Annotated in this window: 15 protein-coding genes; 8 read left to right on the top strand and 7 right to left on the bottom strand. The window is 39.1% G+C overall.

Annotation, left to right across the window (positions count from 1 at the left end; translation table 11 throughout):
- Nucleotides 1–3 precede the first annotated feature (3 nt).
- The 3 genes from ACS604_RS06100 to pepN form a co-directional block, all read right to left on the bottom strand.
- Nucleotides 4–708, bottom strand: coding sequence for a fimbrial biogenesis chaperone (locus ACS604_RS06100; RefSeq protein ID WP_151963091.1), 705 nt, complete (start codon nucleotides 706–708; stop codon nucleotides 4–6).
- A 72-nt stretch (nucleotides 709–780) separates the two neighbouring features.
- Nucleotides 781–1,311 (bottom strand): Csu type fimbrial protein, encoded by a 531-nt coding sequence (locus ACS604_RS06095; RefSeq protein ID WP_174732942.1) that lies wholly within the window; start codon nucleotides 1,309–1,311, stop codon nucleotides 781–783.
- A gap of 584 nt (nucleotides 1,312–1,895) precedes the next feature.
- Complete coding sequence (pepN, locus tag ACS604_RS06090) at nucleotides 1,896–4,502, bottom strand: aminopeptidase N (protein WP_474770780.1); 2,607 nt, start codon at nucleotides 4,500–4,502, stop codon at nucleotides 1,896–1,898.
- 319 nt (nucleotides 4,503–4,821) lie between these two features.
- Between pepN and ACS604_RS06085 the strand changes: the two genes are divergently transcribed.
- The 3 genes from ACS604_RS06085 to thiM all read left to right on the top strand — a co-directional run bounded on the left by ACS604_RS06085 (nucleotide 4,822) and on the right by thiM (nucleotide 7,250).
- Nucleotides 4,822–5,079, top strand: a complete 258-nt coding sequence (locus tag ACS604_RS06085; RefSeq protein WP_474770777.1) for a hypothetical protein — start codon at nucleotides 4,822–4,824, stop codon at nucleotides 5,077–5,079.
- Between the two features lie 151 nt (nucleotides 5,080–5,230).
- A complete protein-coding gene (locus ACS604_RS06080) occupies nucleotides 5,231–6,388 on the top strand; it encodes a hypothetical protein (protein ID WP_474770776.1) in 1,158 nt (385 codons plus the stop codon).
- A gap of 34 nt (nucleotides 6,389–6,422) precedes the next feature.
- On the top strand, nucleotides 6,423–7,250 hold the full coding sequence (gene thiM / locus ACS604_RS06075; protein ID WP_440202373.1) for a hydroxyethylthiazole kinase: 828 nt from the start codon (nucleotides 6,423–6,425) through the stop codon (nucleotides 7,248–7,250).
- A gap of 29 nt (nucleotides 7,251–7,279) precedes the next feature.
- On the opposite strand, the gene ACS604_RS06070 is transcribed toward thiM, so the two are convergent.
- The 3 genes from ACS604_RS06070 to ACS604_RS06060 all read right to left on the bottom strand — a co-directional run bounded on the left by ACS604_RS06070 (nucleotide 7,280) and on the right by ACS604_RS06060 (nucleotide 10,328).
- Nucleotides 7,280–8,131 carry an AraC family transcriptional regulator gene (locus ACS604_RS06070; RefSeq protein WP_440202432.1) on the bottom strand — a complete coding sequence of 284 codons (852 nt, stop codon included), beginning with the start codon at nucleotides 8,129–8,131 and terminating at the stop codon, nucleotides 7,280–7,282.
- 81 nt (nucleotides 8,132–8,212) lie between these two features.
- Nucleotides 8,213–8,572: a 5-carboxymethyl-2-hydroxymuconate Delta-isomerase gene (locus tag ACS604_RS06065; RefSeq protein WP_440202372.1), complete on the bottom strand. Its 360-nt coding sequence runs from the start codon at nucleotides 8,570–8,572 to the stop codon at nucleotides 8,213–8,215.
- Between the two features lie 43 nt (nucleotides 8,573–8,615).
- A complete protein-coding gene (locus ACS604_RS06060; protein ID WP_151963094.1) occupies nucleotides 8,616–10,328 on the bottom strand; it encodes an AAA family ATPase in 1,713 nt (570 codons plus the stop codon).
- A gap of 230 nt (nucleotides 10,329–10,558) precedes the next feature.
- On the opposite strand from ACS604_RS06060, the gene mdh reads away from it, so the two are divergent.
- Both mdh and ACS604_RS06050 read left to right on the top strand, forming a co-directional pair.
- A complete protein-coding gene (gene mdh, locus ACS604_RS06055; RefSeq protein ID WP_004791599.1) occupies nucleotides 10,559–11,731 on the top strand; it encodes an iron-dependent methanol dehydrogenase in 1,173 nt (390 codons plus the stop codon).
- A 195-nt stretch (nucleotides 11,732–11,926) separates the two neighbouring features.
- Complete coding sequence (locus ACS604_RS06050) at nucleotides 11,927–12,895, top strand: alpha/beta hydrolase (RefSeq protein ID WP_474770773.1); 969 nt, start codon at nucleotides 11,927–11,929, stop codon at nucleotides 12,893–12,895.
- On the opposite strand, the gene ACS604_RS06045 is transcribed toward ACS604_RS06050, so the two are convergent.
- On the bottom strand, nucleotides 12,892–14,082 hold the full coding sequence (locus tag ACS604_RS06045; RefSeq protein WP_004791596.1) for a helix-turn-helix domain-containing protein: 1,191 nt from the start codon (nucleotides 14,080–14,082) through the stop codon (nucleotides 12,892–12,894). The genes ACS604_RS06050 and ACS604_RS06045 overlap by 4 nt on opposite strands.
- Nucleotides 14,083–14,224: 142 nt before the next feature.
- On the opposite strand from ACS604_RS06045, the gene exaC reads away from it, so the two are divergent.
- The 3 genes from exaC (at nucleotide 14,225) to ACS604_RS06030 (ending at nucleotide 18,793) form a co-directional block, all read left to right on the top strand.
- Nucleotides 14,225–15,736: an acetaldehyde dehydrogenase ExaC gene (gene exaC / locus ACS604_RS06040; RefSeq protein ID WP_474770770.1), complete on the top strand. Its 1,512-nt coding sequence runs from the start codon at nucleotides 14,225–14,227 to the stop codon at nucleotides 15,734–15,736.
- A 220-nt stretch (nucleotides 15,737–15,956) separates the two neighbouring features.
- Nucleotides 15,957–17,393 carry an ethanolamine permease gene (eat, locus tag ACS604_RS06035; RefSeq protein WP_440202369.1) on the top strand — a complete coding sequence of 479 codons (1,437 nt, stop codon included), beginning with the start codon at nucleotides 15,957–15,959 and terminating at the stop codon, nucleotides 17,391–17,393.
- Between the two features lie 14 nt (nucleotides 17,394–17,407).
- Complete coding sequence (locus ACS604_RS06030; RefSeq protein WP_474770768.1) at nucleotides 17,408–18,793, top strand: ethanolamine ammonia-lyase subunit EutB; 1,386 nt, start codon at nucleotides 17,408–17,410, stop codon at nucleotides 18,791–18,793.
- Nucleotide 18,794 lies beyond the last annotated feature (1 nt).

Raw genomic sequence — 18,794 nt, 5'->3', positions numbered from 1 at the left:
CTCTTAAAGTGTGGTTTTCTTACCATTAACTGTTAGAGATACGCTGTATTTATGATTTGGTTGATAGGTAAAGTTACTAATCGAGTAACTTCGCGATTGCTCCGCAAGGATATAACCATTTACGGTATTTACTTTAATGGGGTAACTTTTATTCGCTGTTGTATCAACAAGCATTAAATTATTTAAAAGTGCATGCCGATTTCCAATATTACTAATATTTAAGGAAGGTGCTTCCTGATTTGTATCAATTTTCCAATTCAATTTGGTAATGGCATCTTTATTGACTACAAATACGGGTAAGGATGAGCGCAGTAATACATTTACGCCCTGAGCGGCTTTACGGCTATCAACTGGTTTTGGTAGCTCATCGATAATAATACGATAAGTTTTTTCACCAGAAACAGGTGCTGGATTAATTCTGACTACACGTAAGTTATAAGAATCATTAGACTGTAATTTTAAAAATGGTGGACTAATGGCAATCTCATCTGTAGGTGTTAACTGATCTTGTCCATTTTTTTGAGTCCATTCAAATACGCGAATCTGCAAATCAGTACTTTCATTTGACTGGTTATATAAACTAATTGAAGCAGCATTTTGATTACTTAATATTTCTACATTCACAGGCGAAAGACGGATTGTCGCGGCGTTAATAGAGCTAGATAAAGATAAGAATAATCCCGTAATAATAAAAATATTTTTTTTCATAATTTGCTCAAATATGACTTTTTAATGTATTAGCCCTTTTAAAAGGGCTAATGTATTTTTAATTCATACAAATTAATAAGTTACTGTTACAGTTACACTATCAACATAACTACCTGCGCTTGGCAAAGTTGTACCAGCAGGAATACGGCCATAGACGTTCACTGTCTGAACATTACCAGTCGCAGTCCCACTGTAGGCAGTCGTTGCAATACCTATTGCAGTGGCACGTCCTGTGTCTGAGAAAAGGTTGTAAGGAATATATTCATCGCTAGTGGCTCCACCGATCATACGTCGTTGGGTTGATAAAACATTTTGACCACCATCAAATGACAAAGTCCATGGCACAGTATTATTACAAAGGACTTTAATTGAGGTACCACCTGTCGTGGTGGTATCAGCATCGACATTACTAGTCAGTGAACTTAAAGTACCGAAGTCTAAAACTGCATTTGTTGTCGTTCCGGTTGCAGAGGTATTTAAGACACAACTATTCGTTACGGTTGCCTTAACAGTTAATGTACCGGTTGCTGTAGCTGCATGTGCTGCATTGAGAGAAAATACTCCCGCAACAACTGCTGATAAATAAAAAAAAGTCTTTTTCATGGCCAAAACCTTTTAAACTAAATTGTCGAATTAATAGATATAAAAAATTTAACCCTTATTCTTACAATCATTTTTATTTGACTGCTTTTTTAAAGCTTATTTTTTTATCTACTTTTCATCATAATACATAAAAATAAATAAAATGCATGTTCACGTTATTATTTTTATTTCCAATCGATAAAACAAAGTTACCTAAACTTCCCCTATGGATACAAAAAAACAATATTTACAAAACCTAAATATATGATTAAACTTATTTTAATAAAATTATTAGAAAAAATATTAAGTTAAATTTAAATAAATATTACAGGATTCAGCTCATCTTAAAAAATTAGATACTATTTCTTAATTTATTTATTTTTATATTATTTATCTCTTTAATTTTCATTTTATATTATTTCTTAAAGGTACATCTTCAAAAAACTATTAAATATTATAATTTATACAACAACAAAATGATAAAATTTAGAGCTACACATGAACTACAACAACGATAGTTTTGTTTATTTTAAGCGTTAAATAGCTATTAAATATATAAAAAACAAAGGCCTCTTAAGAAGCCTTTATTTAGTAAATTTAAATAATTAAACGCTTAACATACTATTTAAAGTTTCAGAAACGTTTTTCGATTTCACTTTAGGTTGCAATGCTTGTAAAGCCTGTTGCACGTGAGTACGTTGCGGTTCCGCAAGTGTGTACCAACGTGACAATACCTGTAACAGACGTGAACCTAAAATTGGGTTCTTTTCATCAAGATATTGTGCAAGGTTAATAAAGTGAGCTACACCAAAGCCCCAAGTGTTTTCAGGGTTATTTGATAACCCTCCACTTACCGCGCGAATACGGTTTGGAGTTGTTAAATCATAGTCAGGATGTTGAGTCAGGTACTCGATTGTTTCTGCTGTCGCATGTGGGTTTGCTGCCTGAATCATGAACCATTGATCTAAAGATAAAGCTTCATCTTTAAAACGGTCATAGAAATCAGCAAGTACATCTTGAGCTTGAGGTGCATTTTGCCAAACCAATACACGTAACGCCCCTAAGCGTTCAGACATATTACCAGTGTTTTGATATTGCACGTGTGCAAGTTCAAATGCAGTTTGATCGCCCTGTCGAGCCATCATCATCAGCATAATGTTCTTTAATGCACGCACCCCCATTGCCAAAGAAAATTCTTTTTGCAGATCTGGGTCAAGTGTAAGGTAAGTATCTTTCCAGAATGAACCTAACTCTTGTGCCAAACGATTCAGCAAGGCTTCACGTTTGACATGAATATCAGATGGTGCATAGTTCTGATCAATACGACTACCCAAATAACCTTCACTTGGTACATCAAACAAACGCGATGCTAAAAGCGGGTCACGACCCACTAACTCAGGTAAAGTGCTTTGAATCGCTTGAATGTAAGCATCTGCTGAATGGTCTTCTAGCAAGATACGTTCAAGCAAGGTTTGGGTGGCTTGCCACTGGTTAAAACCATTCGTTTCGTGCTGAATTAAGAATGCTAATTCTTCATCGGTATAATCAAACACAAGATTTACAGGCGCAGAGAAATTACGAAGTAGAGACACCACTGGTTGCTCAGTCACGCCAGTAAATTCAATGCTTGCCTCATCTTGATCGAACAAGTAAACGCCATCTTTAACATCGTTTACGAATAGGCTCTCACTGTGCAATGTATATTGCTCACCTGTTTTCGCATTAAATAAAGCTAAAGCCACAGGAATTGGAACAGCTTTTAAATTTGGGTATTTAGGATGTGCTTTCAGGCTTTGTTTAAAGCTTAAACGGTAAGTTTGTGCTGCTGCATCATATTCACCTTTTGCTTCAAGCTTTGGTGTACCTGGTTGGTTATACCAAGTTAAGAATGCAGATAAATCTACGCCAGAACCCGCTGTTAAAGCAGCAACCCAGTCTTCTACAGTCACGGCTTGGCCATCATGACGGCGGAAATATTCGTCGGTTCCTTGACGGTATTTTTCTTTACCCAACAAAGTCGACATCATGCGGTTAATTTCCGCACCTTTTTCATAGACTGTCGCTGTATAGAAGTTATTAATTTCTACAAAGTGGTCTGGACGTGGCGGATGCGACAATGGACCTGCATCTTCGGGGAACTGATGAGATTTAAGCACAGCGACATCATCAATACGTTGAACCGCAGCAGATTGTAAATCTTCTGAGAAAGATTGATCACGGAATACCGTTAAACCTTCTTTTAAGCAAAGTTGGAACCAGTCACGGCAAGTAATACGGTTCCCTGTCCAGTTATGGAAATATTCATGGGCAATCACAGACTGAACACGCATAATTGCTGCGTCAGTTGTGTATTCTTCATCAGCAAGTACACATGACGTATTAAAGATATTTAAACCTTTATTTTCCATTGCACCCATGTTGAATTGGCTTACCGCAACAATCATATAATTGTCGAGGTCATAGGCACGGCCATAGTGTTCTTCATCCCAACGCATAGAATGCTTTAATGCTTCCATTGCGATATGGCATTTTGGAATGTCTTTCTCAATCGCATAGATTTCTAAAGCAACATCACGCCCTTCAGACGTCGTATAACGATCTTTAAGAACAGCTAAATCACCAATGACACAAGCAAATAAATAGCTTGGTTTTTTAGTCGGGTCTTGCCAGATCGCAAAGTGACGGTTTTCGCCAACTTCACCTGTTTCTAGCAAATTACCATTGGCAAGTAACACTGGATATTTTTTGTCTGCTTCTACACGTGTAGTAAAGACTGAAAGTACGTCTGGACGGTCTGGATAGAACGTAATTTTGCGGAAACCTTCTGGTTCGTTTTGGGTTACAAACAACTCATCGGCTTTATATAAACCTTCTAATTGAGTATTGGTTTCAGGATGAATAATGACTTGTGTTTGTAAAATGACTTCAGCTGGTGCGTTAGTGATCACCAATTGCTCACTATCGAGTGAATATTGTGCAGAAGTAAGAATTTGTCCATTTAACTGAACAGATTGCAACTCAAGATCACGACCAAGTAAAACCAGATCGCCTTCAGTTTGGCGCTTCATCACCAATGTTGAATCAACAATTGTTTTATCGTCATATACTTGAATATCAAGATTAATTGATTCAACTAAAAACGCAGGTTTTTGATAATCTTTTAAATAAACTGTTTGATCTGCCTGAACTGGAGGCTGCGCCGCAATATTCATCTTTATTCCTTATATACTCGTCTAAAACGGCAGTATGAGTCGCCATGAAATATCATACGCCAAGTCATACATACTGTATTTGCTTACCTTTATAAAATTAATGGGACTTCATTGATACATTTCAAATTAGAATCTGGTTTTATTAGCACAGATTAGACCAAATTTACGATAATCGTTGTTTATATAAGCAATCTATACAATAAAAATAAAACACCTTTAGCTTTTAACATTTTTTAGAGTCAGCTTACATTTTGGGCATGGTTCTTGCCTATTTAAATAGACCAATATGGGTATTTCAATAAGAGCAAGAGGTGTCAATATGGAATTAAAAGCACATTTTCATCGTTTAGAAAATATTAAAGCGATTCATGATTTACACGCAGCAGGACTCGATCACAATGTGATTGCAGTGTTCTTAACTGCGGAAGGTATCTCTATGACGACTCAGGAGGTTAGCTCCATTGTGAATACTTACGATGCACTAGGCAAAGTAAAATTACCAAGTAAAAAAGTACAGGCACTTATTAATGCCAAAAAACTTGGACAGAATGATGAGAATTTGCCGTGCCCTGTTTAATCAACAATTTAACTCGAGATGAAGACCTAAAATTCTCACATAGATTTTAGGTCTTTTTATTTTGACAACAAACGGAACTTGCAATCTCAGCCATACACTGTACGGCTGTGTATAATAGCCCCATCATTTTTCATTTTATGTTCGGAGCAAAATGGCCTTACAAATTCTACAGAAACAACTGGATGAAAGTAGCCATTGTCCTCTCTGCCAAGCTTCAATGTACTGGGTAAATGCCGAGCAATTTGAACAAGACGTTCAATTTCATGAATGCAGTCATTGTCAGCATCGCGTATTTAAAGATGAAAGAATGACTTGCCACTGTGATCAGTGTACAAAACAACGTAAAAAGCTTGTACAACAAACCCGCTTACAAGAACAACGCCAATTTAAGTCAAAAGAGCAGCCACAACGCAGTCTGGAACAGCTTAGCTTCTTACATAAACTTTTCTTGCTGAGTCTTTTAGATGAATATGCGCGTGAAGAGATTACTCATGATGAATATATTCATTGGGACAAAGTTAAATACCATCACATCACCCCTAACTGGATGTTTCAGAGCTATTTAATTAAACAGTTGCATAAAGATGGAATTTTGAATGCAAATGATCAAACTGATGATCCACAGTGTTTTCACTTAAATATTCGTTTAGATGGTTATAGCGATCCAAGTTTATTTAGTGTGGCTCAACAGCTACGCAACTGGTTTTATGAAAATTTAAGTGCAGGAATTCCTTTTCGCAGTGCAGACGAAGTGAAAGACGTACTTTTTCAAGTGCTCTATCAAGAAATTATCCAGTTTATGCAGTTCTATTGTCGAACTTGGGGAATCCAAATTGCGGGCAATACAAATTTTCAAAGCTTTTGTTATCGTTTAATGGATTCACTCGCAATTGGACAGATTTATTATCTAGTACAGACTGCGCTCGAATATCTTTATAAGCAAAAAGCCCTACAGCCCCGTAATGATAAATTTATTAACACCAACTTATTAAAGAAAACTTTAGAACAATATCGCGAGAGAGCATTAACTGAGAAGTGGGAAACTTCCATGCTACCTCGTCCCCACAATATTCCTTATAGTAAAATGAGCTACATTCTATTGAACCGTTTCTTAGGTTATGACGAACAGATATTTGTACAACCTGTATGGAAAGCATGGCGAAAAATTGAACCACGTTTAAACTTTTATTCTGTCAAACGTTGTATGCATTGTGGTTCAAATGATTTAACCGTTGATTATGATGCGGCAGATTATGTTTCTTTGATTTGCCAAAAATGTAAGCATCAAGATCACTATTTTACCCACTAAATCTATATCACTTTAGCTGACTAGGGATAATAATATGACATCGACATCTAGTTTGATTGAACAAGTCATTGAAGCTTGGCAAAACATGCAGGCAAAAACGCCTCTTGTGCAATGTATTACCAATAGCGTTGCGGCTAACTATACAGCCAATGTGTTACTCGCTTCTGGTGCTTCACCTGCCATGATTGATAATCCTTATGAAGCAGAAAGTTTTACTAAAATTTCATCAGCTTTAAGCATTAATTTAGGTACTCCCACCTCAGAGCAAATGCAAGCTATGCAAATTTCTGCAAAAACGGCGCAAATGAGTAATATTCCCTGGGTGCTTGATCCTGTGGGCTATGGGCCAGTTTTAGCTTGGCGCAGTCAAATGACAGATGAACTTTTACAGTTTAAGCCGAGCGTTATTCGTGGTAATGCTTCAGAAATCAGTACACTTGCAGGTAATCAAGTTCAATCTAAAGGTGTTGATAGTACCCTAAGCAGTGATGATGCCTATCGACAAGCTTACGCGCTATTAGTACATACCGACTGTATCGCAATTTCAGGTGAATCAGATTACATTTTATCTAAAGAACTAGATGTCGTTATCCAAGTTAACGGTGGAAGTCCCTTACAACCTAAAATTACAGCAACTGGTTGTGCTTTAGGTGCATTAATCGCTGCATATAGTGCGGTAACGACTCCAACCATTGCAGCGCTTTCAGCCCACGTACATTTTGCAATTGCGGGTAAACTTGCTGCCAATCAGGCACAAACCATGGGAAGTTTTAGTACCATTTTTATGGACTATATCCATATGTTAGATGCCAATTTGATTGAGCAATATGCAAATATAAAGCTATTAGGTTTAAAGGCATAACCGCAAGTTATGCCTGTGTCCCACTACTCTTATTTTAAAAGTAAGTAGATATCTGTAATAAGATCACACTCTTTCACATCATGCACAAAGTTATGATAGTGAAAGAAAACTGGATATTCCCCTGCTTCTTCGGGTTGCTCAGGTAACCAGTTTCTAAAGATGTAATAAACACTATCTTTAATCTGGTCGTGACTACCCAAATGTCTTACAGTCGCATAACGACCTGCAGGAATTTCACCTGTTTGTACGCCGTAACTATTTTCGGGTACAGCCTTTTCAATTGAACCAGCAATATCAAATCGAAAATCATCAGACGGAGTCTGTTCAGGGTCAGCAAACGGAATACCATAAGTTCTAGACTTGTTCACAGGCGATAAACCTGTTTCTTTGCGCCAAGCAATAAAACGTGCAGCAGTTTCAAAGACTTTATCTGGACTGCCTAAATGAGACAGATAGGCAATCTTTTCAGCAGAACGCTCAACAATATTTACATTCATTTTTAGCTCACTCTTTGGAAGTGTAAAAACAAACTTCTGGTGCCAAGATTCCCAGTCCGGTTTATCTCTAAAAGCTCGAGGAGTTTGATCAAATGAACGCTTAAATGCACGAGTAAATGCCTCTGGACTGTCAAATCCTGCATGCAATGCAATCTGAATAATCTTAAGATCAGGTTCAAAAGCCAATTGAAAAGAGGCCCGCTTTAAACGAGAAAGTTGAATAAACTTCATCACATTTAAACCAATATGAATGGCAAAAATACGATGAAAATGAAACTTAGATAAAGCCGCAATCTGGCTCAATCGGTCAACATCTAAATCTTCATCTAAATGTCTTTGAATATAATCGCAAACCAGTTGCAGCTTTTGTATATATACAGCCATACATTTATGTCTGTTCATTCGATAGCACTACTTTTACATAGTGCTGATCTCTATTCTTGATCGAAATTGCGATTTTTAGTGTTATACAACTTGCTTGAAATAGTCTTCTCTTGGCATATCGACAAGCTCAACGCACAATTGAATTTCATTATTAAACTCTTGTTGTAAATAATTTTTATTGCTGAGTGCCGTTAATAGCTGATCGCCAATGAGCTGTTTTTGTTCAGCAGTTCTTCCAGACAAAATATAAACTTTTACATGAATATAAGCTTGATCAGCTCCTAAGCCAATCAGGAAAACCTCGTCTTTACGCGCACGGCTTTTAATGTCTTCTGGACTAAATAGCTCTGTCTCAATCAGTGTGGTATTAATTTCTTCAAGTAATTGTTTTGCGTTTAATCCAGTTAAATTATCTGAATAATCAACTACAACGTGCGGCATAGCCACCTCAATTTATGTAATAAGTAATTAAGCCAATTAAACTTTACTCAATAAATAATAAAGCTAATCGAACCTGATCATATCCCATTCGTGGACTAGTTGCTTCAACGATTGGTCTTAGTTTGATCGAACCGTCATCAGAAAAATGATCTGGATTTTGACGTTTTTTCAGCTTCTTATAAATTTTACGAATTTCTTCGACCACTTCTTCACCCGGATGGGCAACCGAAATATCTAGCTTTTGTTCTTTATGAAGTCGGGCCAAATGATTAATGATGGTTGCTGGTGTCAGACCACGCTCATGCGCGATGTCTTCAATTTCATAGCCTTCTTCAAACAACGCACGTGTCTCGTCTAACGTTGCCGTAGCGTAATTTTGCTTTCCACCTTTTGCGAGTTTCTTCTCATTACGAGAAATCTCAGTTTCATTTAAGGTGCCACCACAGTGACGAATAAAGGCTTTGTGCTGAGCAGTTAAATCTACATCTGCAAAGTTGTCTTCAGCTTCTTTAGAAAGTTCCTGGAAACGACGATCAGCTTTTACAGCCAGACTGTCTAACTCTAAAGCTTGCTCGTTAATTCCTAATAACTTAAGACCTGTTAAAGATTTTAAACGCGACAATGCTACATAACCCTGACCTTTTTCGAAGGTATTCGTGAGGTTAATTTCAGCAGCTTCTAAAGTCATGCCTTGGCTTTTATGAATAGTAATTGCCCACGCTAAACGAAGTGGAATTTGCTGAAAACTTGCAATCACTTTACCGGCTTCGTTTTCAACTGACCATGTTTCAGGAGCAACCAGCAAAGTCGTGCCATCAGTTAGTTTTACCTTTGGCAGTAACCCGTTTTCATCATCTTCCTCAAAGCCAATAACTTCGCCTAAACTCCCGTTGATATAACCCATATCAAAGTTGTTTTTAACAAACATGACTTTTGCATGCTTTTTCAGTGTGAGTTCTTCTGGCGCACGAACTGAAGATTTCAAAGTTTCTAATAATTTTTCATTACCATCTAAAACGGCATTGAATTGATGTCCGTCATTATCAATTTCATTTAAGTGCTGATAATTGATATTGTCGACATCCATATTGTGCGTATAAAGACGAGTAAAGGTCTCACCAATATCATGCGAGCGTGATTGACGCAGTGCTTGTAAATGATCTGATTGAATATTCTGCGCACGAATGGCATTTAAAATCTGATTAAGAATTTCATCATCTTGACGGTGTTGTTCCGTTAAATAACATACGCGAAATTTGGCTTCGACCCATGCATCAGACATAAAACAGAACTTGTCACGGTTGGCTTCACTATTACGTCCAACGGGTGGCAACTGAAAGAAATCTCCAGCCACAATGACTTGAATACCGCCAAAAGCTTCATCACTTTCTTTAAAATATTTTAAAACCTGATTGACCAGATTAAGCTGCTTAGCATGCAGCATCGAAATTTCATCGATGACGAGAACTTGCGCATTTTCAAGATGTTCCTTGAGATATTTACGCTCTTTCATACGTTTTAGGTCATCGTCAGTTAACTGATCTTTAATGCCAATGCCCGCCCATGTATGAATGGTCATGCCGTTCATATGTGTTGCAGCAATACCTGTAGATGCCGTAATTGCCACAGGCACTTTACGTGCTTTTAGGTATTGGATGTACTGATTAAGTGTATAGGTTTTCCCTGCACCAGCCGAACCGGTTAAAAAGACATTTTCACCTGCTTTAAGCAGTTTAAGCGCAGTTTCCTGTTTCATAATCTCATAAGTACATCTTCAACAGCCCATAGCTTAACGACTTTCCCGAAAAAATTAAACGAATGCGCCAGAATTTCTGTAAAATACTTATAAATCAATAGCTAACAATAAAATAATATTTGGTAGGTTTTTGGTAGGTAGGAAAATAATCTTCACATCACAATACTAAGGCCATGGTGAGGCTCACCTGTAATAACAAACAATGGATTTATGGAAGAAGGAATCACTCCATGGCTTTTAAAAATATTGCAGATCAAACAAACGGTTTTTATATTCCATGCGTATCACTCTTTGGACCAGGATGTGCTAAAGAAATTGGTACAAAGGCACAAAACCTCGGCGCAAAAAAAGCATTAATTGTGACCGATGAAGGCTTGTTTAAATTTGGTGTCGCAGATCTTATCGCAAACTATTTAACTGAAGCAGGCGTTGCGAGCCATATTTTCCCGGGTGCAGAACCTAACCCAACCGATATTAATGTTCATAACGGTGTAAATGCCTATAACGAAAATGGCTGTGACTTTATTGTCTCTCTAGGTGGCGGTTCATCTCATGACTGTGCAAAAGGGATTGGATTAGTCACTGCTGGTGGTGGCCATATTCGTGACTATGAAGGCATCGATAAAAGCAAAGTTCCAATGACGCCGCTGATTGCAGTCAACACAACGGCTGGTACTGCATCTGAAATGACCCGTTTCTGTATTATTACCAATACAGACACTCACGTAAAAATGGCGATTGTTGACTGGCGTTGTACCCCTCTTATTGCCATTGATGACCCGAAACTCATGATTGCAAAACCAGCTGGTTTAACAGCGGCAACGGGTATGGATGCGTTAACTCATGCAGTTGAAGCGTATGTTTCTACGGCGGCTAACCCAATTACCGATGCGTGTGCAGAAAAAGCGATTACGATGATTAGCCAGTGGCTCCAACCTGCTGTCGCAAATGGTGAAAACATTGAAGCGCGTGATGCAATGAGCTATGCACAGTACTTGGCTGGTATGGCATTTAACAACGCATCTTTAGGTTATGTTCACGCAATGGCTCACCAGTTGGGCGGTTTTTACAACCTACCTCACGGCGTATGTAATGCAATCTTGTTACCACACGTGTGTGAATTTAACTTAATTGCTTGCCCAGATCGTTACGCAAAAATCGCGGAGTTAATGGGTGTAAGAACTCACGGATTAACAGTAATGGAAGCTGCATATGCTGCAATTGATGCCATTCGTAAACTATCTTCATCGATTGGTATTCCATCTGGTTTAACAGAGCTTGGTGTGAAAACCGAAGACCTTGCAGTGATGGCAGATAATGCTCAAAAAGATGCGTGTATGTTGACCAACCCTCGTAAAGCAAACCATGCTCAAGTTGTGGAGATTTTTAAAGCAGCACTTTAATCCTGATGTAATAGCTTGTCCCTCTAGTAAGTCAAATCCCTCCGACCGGTGACTTACTTTTTTAGGGAATACTTAGCTCCAGCGGTATTCCCTTTTTTTAAAACCTATATTCCAACCTTCTCTAAACCTGATTGACAATTCGCCCATTTCATTGAAGGATACTCTGCATGTCTTAATTACAATAGCTCGATAAAAATGAATACATCTTCAGCTAATCAAACTTATGTTCCAGATATTTTAGGTACTGGCTACGAACAGGTAACACTCAACTTTCCTAATGATTACGAAGGAAAAGTTGTAGCTACCTTAGTGCGTAAAAAGGCCGCTCAATCGACTCAAAAAGCCGTGCTATATATTCATGGTTTTTTAGATTATTTCTTTCAAACCGAAATGGCTGAGCAATTCAATGCACATGGTTATGACTTCTACGCACTCGACTTAAGAAAATATGGTCGCTCAAAGCTGCCTCATCAAATTTTTTATAATGTGCTTGATTTAAATGAATACGATGCCGAAATTACACAAGCATTAGAGATTATTGGCAAAGAACAGCACACTCAAGTCTTGCTTGCAGGGCATTCGACTGGCGGTTTGACAGCAACACTTTATGCTGCCCATAACCCAAACCATCCTCTGATTAAAGCGCTTTGGGCAAATAGTCCGTTTTACGATTTTAATTTAAGTTTGGTCGAGAAAAAATTGGGTATCCCTGTACTCAGTCGAGTAGGAAAATATCTGCCAAAAGTTAAATTCCCAAGTCAATTAAACAAATGGTACACCGCGAGCCTTCACAAACAGCTCAAGGGCGAATGGGACTTTAATCTGGACTGGAAACCGACCTCTGCCCCTACTGTTCAACTCAGCTTTCTACATGCGATTCATACAGCACAAAAAGAAATACATCGCGGGGTTAAACTCAATGTTCCCGCACTCATCATGCATTCCCACCAAACTAAAAACCCTAAAAAATGGGGAGCAGATGCGACTCAAAGCGATGTAATTTTAGACGTTAAAGACATTGAAAAATTTGGTAAAAAAATCAAAGGCGATGTCTCTGTTGTCTCTATTCATAATGGATTGCATGATTTAGTGCTTTCGGCCCAGCCAGTACGAGAACAAGTCTATCAACAATTGTTTCAATGGCTGGATCAAAAAATCACTTAACTGAGCTTAGGTGAGTCAAGGTATTTCATCAGCAATTGATGCGCAGGATGTTCGCTCGGAACTAACTCCATAAGACGTTCTACCGCATCGATTGCTTCAGGGAAATGAGCTAAATGCTTGAGTAATAAATCCGTTTCTTGCGTTTTAAAAATCGCATCACTTAAACGTGATTCAAGGCAGTCACGCCATGCGCACAAAAACGGACTTTCAGTTTTTGCCAGAAATACACCTGTGTAAAGCTGCAAAGCCGAGGCTGCATATCCCGCATCCAGTGCTTGTTCAGCTTGTAAAAAATCAGCTTCAACATGCACCAGCAAACGATATGGACGTGAACCAAGTAAACCACCCAAAATATCTCGTAGTTGAGACATTTCAGCTTTAAGCGTACCCATACTGACTTTACGTTCGCCATAGAGCGCCTGATAAAGATGCTCTAAAGTTAAACCATGTGGACATAACGCTAATATGGTTAAAATTTCAATTTGACGCGGTGTTAATAACAAACTTTTGCCATTAAATTTAACTTGTGGCGTCGAAAATGCACGAATATGTAATTGCTGGCGCTGCTGCTCAAGTAGGGCTGACTGAATAATGGATGCACAACGTTCAGCAGCCAATATTCCTAAACTATTATGATTCTTCCAAGTAGTCGACAAATCAACGACACCAAGGGTTTGTTTTGAGTATGGATCAATAATCGGTGCGGCATAGCAAACCCACTCATGAATCGATTCCATATAATGTTCATTTGAAAAAACACAGCTTGATTGTTGAGTTTTTAAAGATAAAGCCAAGGCATTTGTGCCTACAAATTCTTCACGCCACTGACCACCCTGCACAAAATGTACACGTTCAGCAGCACTTTGCATTTGTGCACTTGGGGCAGTCCAGATAATCGTACTGCCAATGTCACCGACAGCAATCACCATTGAAGATTGCTCTGCAATATGACGTAAATCGTTGGCACATTGGCTTAAAGCCATATCTAAAGCATTTTGTGAAGCAGATTTTTTTTCGACTAAAGGAGCCGCAAAACGCTCTTTAGGAATCGCGGCAGAAGCTGATCGTTCCCATGAGCTTGCAATACTTTGGCCGAGTTTGGCAGCATTCTGAGGAGAGAGACTATTTTGCGTGCGCAGTTGATCAATCAACGTCCGTTGCTGCAATAAATCCTTTTTTGTGAACATTTGTAAATTCCTTATATATCCACATTTCTATTCCAACCTTTCTCCAACCTTCTTCTTTATATCCTAATTATACAAAGTACGAAAGTACCTACTGACAGGGTTCTTGTTAGTCTTTAGTCCTAAAAAGCAAAGGAATATTTATATGCGCTATATCGATCCAAATCAACCAGGCTCAAAAGTTCAATTTAAATCACAATACGAAAATTTTATTGGCGGTGAATGGGTAGCACCTGTAAAAGGTGCATATTTTGACAATGTATCTCCTGTTGACGGAAAAGCTTTTACACGTATTCCACGCTCTAGTGCCGAAGATATTGAGCTCGCTCTAGATGCAGCGCACAAAGCAAAAGCAACTTGGAATAAAGCATCACCAACAGTACGCTCAAATATACTTTTAAAAATTGCTGATCGTTTAGAAGCAAATCTTGAAATGCTTGCTGTTGCAGAAACTTGGGATAACGGTAAAGCTGTACGTGAAACGTTAGCAGCTGACCTTCCACTTGCGATTGACCATTTCCGTTATTTCGCTGGATGTATTCGTGCTCAAGAAGGTGGCATCTCTGAAATTGATGAAGATACCATTGCGTATCACTTCCATGAACCACTCGGCGTAGTTGGTCAAATCATTCCATGGAACTTCCCAATTTTGATGGCAGCATGGAAACTTGCACCTGCTTTAGCTGCTGGTAACTGCGTTGTGATTAAGCCAGCTGAGCAAACTCCAGTGGGCATTTTGTTGGTGGCTGAACTCATCCAAGATATTTTACCACCAGGTGTACTTAATATTGTTAATGGTTTCGGTTCAGAAGTCGGCCGACCTTTAGCGACAAACGCACGTATTGCCAAAATCGCGTTCACAGGTTCAACTCAAACTGGACAAATGGTGATGCAATATGCGACCGAAAATATTATTCCAGTCACATTAGAACTTGGCGGTAAATCACCAAACCTTTTCTTTGAAGATATCATGGATAAAGAAGATGACTTCCTAGAGAAAACGCTTGAAGGTTTTGCCATGTTTGCCTTAAACCAAGGTGAAGTATGTACTTGCCCTTCTCGTGCTTTAGTACAAGAAAGTATTGCTGATCAGTTCTTGGAAATGGCTGTCGAGCGCGTAAAACGTATCAAAACGGGTCACCCACTTGATACTGAAACAATGATTGGTGCTCAAGCATCTCTACAACAACAAGAGAAAATCTTACGTTGTATTAACACTGGTCGTGAAGAAGGTGCAGAACTCTTACTTGGTGGTAGTGGCCGTAAAGAAGTAGGCGATGGTTACTATGTTGATCCAACTATTTTTAAAGGTCACAATGGCATGCAAGTTTTCCAAGAAGAAATTTTTGGACCTGTACTTGCTGTAACAACGTTCAAAGACTTTGACGATGCAATTAAAATTGCCAATGACACCATGTATGGTTTAGGTGCAGGTGTTTGGTCACGTTCAGCTCACATTTCTTATCGTGCTGGTCGTGCTATTGAAGCTGGCCGTGTTTGGACAAACTGCTACAACATCTACCCTGCACATGCTGCATTTGGTGGCTACAAGAAGTCTGGTATTGGCCGTGAAAACCATAAGATGATGCTAGATCATTATCAACAAACTAAAAACTTGTTGGTGAGTTATTCAACTAAACCAATGGGCTTCTTCTAAGTTTCGCACCAAGTTGATACCAAACTATCAACACTAGAAAGAAGTAAGATGACTAATTATATAAGAAGCCAGTAATTTAGATTGCTGGCTTCTTTGTATGGTGCCAATAAGCTTGCATTTTTATCATTTGGAATAAAAAAGCTCCATCTACTCACTGAAGTTCTTCATTTAGGCACTGCTTTTGCATTGATAAATACAAACCCACTCGCAGGAGTATTGTATGAATCAACCAGAAACAGCTTCCGTCATTTCTTCAAGCACAGAAGTCTCATCAGCAGAATATTTTGCTCAGCGTCAACTCAAACAAGGTACGGTTGGTTGGTTACTCCTGATTGGTTTAGGCGTTGCTTATGTGATATCGGGTGATTTTGCTGGCTGGAACTTCGGCATAGCCCAAGGTGGTTGGGGTGGCATGTTTATTGCCACTGCACTCGCTGCAATCATGTATCTATGCCTATGTCTTTCTATGTCAGAAATGTCCACCATGATGCCGACAGCAGGTGGTGGTTATAGTTTTGCACGTGCTGCTTTTGGCCCTTTTGGGGGCTATTTAACAGGCACAGCCATTTTAATTGAATACGCAATTGCTCCTGCGGCGATTGCCGTATTTATTGGAGGTTATTGTGAATCTCTATTTGGCATTAATGGTTGGATGATTTACCTCGCCTGCTACGCCATATTTATGGGCATACATCTGAAAGGTGCTGGCGAAGCCTTAAAAATCATGTTCGCAATTACCCTTGTCGCAGCAGTTGCTCTGGTTGTGTTTATTGTCGCAATGATTCCACATTTTAATACACAAAATTTATTAGATATTCCAGTTGGTACAGGTGTAGGCGCAAGCAGTTTTCTACCTCATGGCTATTTAGGCATTTGGGCCGCTGTTCCTTTTGCAATCTGGTTTTTCCTTGCAGTTGAAGGTGTGCCATTAGCGGCCGAAGAAGCGAAAGATCCAGCTAAATCTCTCCCACGCGGTTTGATCGGTGCAATGCTCATCTTAACGGCGTTTGCCATGCTCATTTTATTCTTGGGTGCAGGTGCAGCAGGTGCAAGTACTTTGCAAAACTCAGGTGCTCCTCTCGTCGATGCTCTGGTTAAAGTTTATGGCACCAATACTTGGCTTGCGACCTTTGTAAACTTTGTGGGTTTAGCAGGTTTAATCGCAAGTTTCTTTTCAATTATCTATGCTTATTCCCGTCAAATCTTTGCACTCTCTCGTGCTGGTTACTTACCTACTTCACTCTCTTTAACCAATAAAAATAAAGCCCCTTATCTTGCGATTATTATTCCGGGCATTATTGGGTTCTTACTTTCACTGACCAAAGAAGGCGATTCACTGATTTTAATCGCGGTTTTTGGTGCAACCATTTCTTATGTGTTGATTCTCTTATCCCACATCAAACTACGCCTATCTAAACCCGACATGCCTCGTCCTTATAAAACTCCCGGAGGAATCGTTACTTCAAGTATTGCCTTAATCCTAGCAGTCGCTGCTGTAGTTGCAGGCTTTGTTGTTAATCCAAAAGTTTGGTTTATTGCTGCCGCTATTTATGTCGCATTTATTGCTTACTTTTTACTCTATAGCCGTTATCATTTAGTTAAAGGTACGCCAGAAGAAGAGTTTGCAAATATTAAAGTGGCAGAACAAGAACTATAAAAAAGGATGCAAGTATGAGTTATCGCAATATTATCGCCAATCAACAGTATCACTTTGCTGACTTGAAGACCTTGATGGCAAAAGCAACACCGTTACGTTCTGGCGATGAATTAGCCGGTGTAGCGGCCAGAGACGCAACCGAACATGTTGCGGCACAAATGACTTTGGCCGATGTACCGCTTAAAACCTTTTTAAATGAAGTTGTGGTCGATTACGAAACTGATGAAATTACACGACTGATTATTGATGAACATGATCAGGCTGCCTTTGCCCCTATTTCACACTTTACAGTAGGCGATTTTCGAAACTGGTTACTTGGAGAAGAAGCCACTGCTCAAAGCTTAAAAGCATTAGCTTCGGGTTTGACTCCAGAAATGGTAGCTGCTGTCAGCAAAATTATGCGCAATCAAGATTTGATTTACGTGGCCAGCAAATGTGAAGTAGTCACCCAATTTCGTAACACAATTGGTTTAAAAGGCCATCTTTCTACCCGTTTACAACCGAACCATCCTACCGATGATGTGCTTGGGATTTCTGCCAGTATTTTAGATGGTTTAATGTATGGCAATGGTGATGCCGTGATTGGCATTAACCCAGCGACGGATAACCTGCATAATTTGTCAGAGCTACTGAAATTGCTTGATCATGTGATTCAGGAATATCAGATTCCGACACAATCTTGTGTACTTACCCATATCAGCTCAGGTATTCAACTGGCTGAAAAAAATGTGCCAATTGATTTAATGTTTCAGTCAATCGCTGGCACCCAACTGGCTAATGAAGGTTTTGGAATTTCACTCGATTTACTACAAGAAGGATATGAAGCCACGCTCGCACTCAAGCGTGGAACCATTGGACAAAATGTTATGTACTTTGAAACGGGTCAAGGCAGTGCCTTATCCAGCAATGCACATCACGGCGTTGATCAGCAAACATTAGAAACACGTGCTTATGCAGTGGCCCGTAAATACAATCCGCTTTTAGTGAATACAGTCGTTGGCTTTATTGGTCCCGAATATCTTTTTAACGGTAAACAAATTATACGTGCAGGACTAGAAGACCACTTCTGCGGCAAGTTGCTTGGTGTGCCAATGGGTTGCGACATTTGTTACACCAACCATGCCGATGCCGACCAGAATGATATGGATGTTCTACTTACCTTATTTGGCGCCGCAGGTATTAACTTTATTATGGGAATTCCGGGTTCAGACGATGTCATGCTCAATTATCAAACGACCTCGTTTCATGATGCCCTCTATTTAAGACAACTCCTCGGTTTAAAACCCGCTCCTGAGTTTTCAGCTTGGCTTGAACAGCAAGGTATTTTTAAACAACAAAACTCTCAAATCTGTTGGGCAGACCATATGCCTGACCAATTCTCTCGTCTGCTCATGAACTAGG

The sequence above is a fragment of the Acinetobacter sp. Li1LvA2 genome (genome assembly GCF_056156705.1).
The sequence above is the reverse complement of the archived record's forward strand: the minus strand, read 5'-3'. Positions and strand labels throughout refer to the sequence as shown.

What these genes read in the sequence shown, in the direction of transcription:
- ACS604_RS06100 (WP_151963091.1), bottom strand. Translation starts at nt 708, where the DNA reads ATGAAAAAAAATATTTTTATTATTACGGGATTATTCTTATCTTTATCT.
- ACS604_RS06095 (WP_174732942.1), bottom strand. Translation starts at nt 1,311, where the DNA reads ATGAAAAAGACTTTTTTTTATTTATCAGCAGTTGTTGCGGGAGTATTT.
- pepN (WP_474770780.1), bottom strand. Translation starts at nt 4,502, where the DNA reads ATGAATATTGCGGCGCAGCCTCCAGTTCAGGCAGATCAAACAGTTTAT.
- ACS604_RS06085 (WP_474770777.1), top strand. Translation starts at nt 4,822, where the DNA reads ATGGAATTAAAAGCACATTTTCATCGTTTAGAAAATATTAAAGCGATT.
- ACS604_RS06080 (WP_474770776.1), top strand. Translation starts at nt 5,231, where the DNA reads ATGGCCTTACAAATTCTACAGAAACAACTGGATGAAAGTAGCCATTGT.
- thiM (WP_440202373.1), top strand. Translation starts at nt 6,423, where the DNA reads ATGACATCGACATCTAGTTTGATTGAACAAGTCATTGAAGCTTGGCAA.
- ACS604_RS06070 (WP_440202432.1), bottom strand. Translation starts at nt 8,131, where the DNA reads ATGGCTGTATATATACAAAAGCTGCAACTGGTTTGCGATTATATTCAA.
- ACS604_RS06065 (WP_440202372.1), bottom strand. Translation starts at nt 8,572, where the DNA reads ATGCCGCACGTTGTAGTTGATTATTCAGATAATTTAACTGGATTAAAC.
- ACS604_RS06060 (WP_151963094.1), bottom strand. Translation starts at nt 10,328, where the DNA reads ATGAAACAGGAAACTGCGCTTAAACTGCTTAAAGCAGGTGAAAATGTC.
- mdh (WP_004791599.1), top strand. Translation starts at nt 10,559, where the DNA reads ATGGCTTTTAAAAATATTGCAGATCAAACAAACGGTTTTTATATTCCA.
- ACS604_RS06050 (WP_474770773.1), top strand. Translation starts at nt 11,927, where the DNA reads ATGAATACATCTTCAGCTAATCAAACTTATGTTCCAGATATTTTAGGT.
- ACS604_RS06045 (WP_004791596.1), bottom strand. Translation starts at nt 14,082, where the DNA reads ATGTTCACAAAAAAGGATTTATTGCAGCAACGGACGTTGATTGATCAA.
- exaC (WP_474770770.1), top strand. Translation starts at nt 14,225, where the DNA reads ATGCGCTATATCGATCCAAATCAACCAGGCTCAAAAGTTCAATTTAAA.
- eat (WP_440202369.1), top strand. Translation starts at nt 15,957, where the DNA reads ATGAATCAACCAGAAACAGCTTCCGTCATTTCTTCAAGCACAGAAGTC.
- ACS604_RS06030 (WP_474770768.1), top strand. Translation starts at nt 17,408, where the DNA reads ATGAGTTATCGCAATATTATCGCCAATCAACAGTATCACTTTGCTGAC.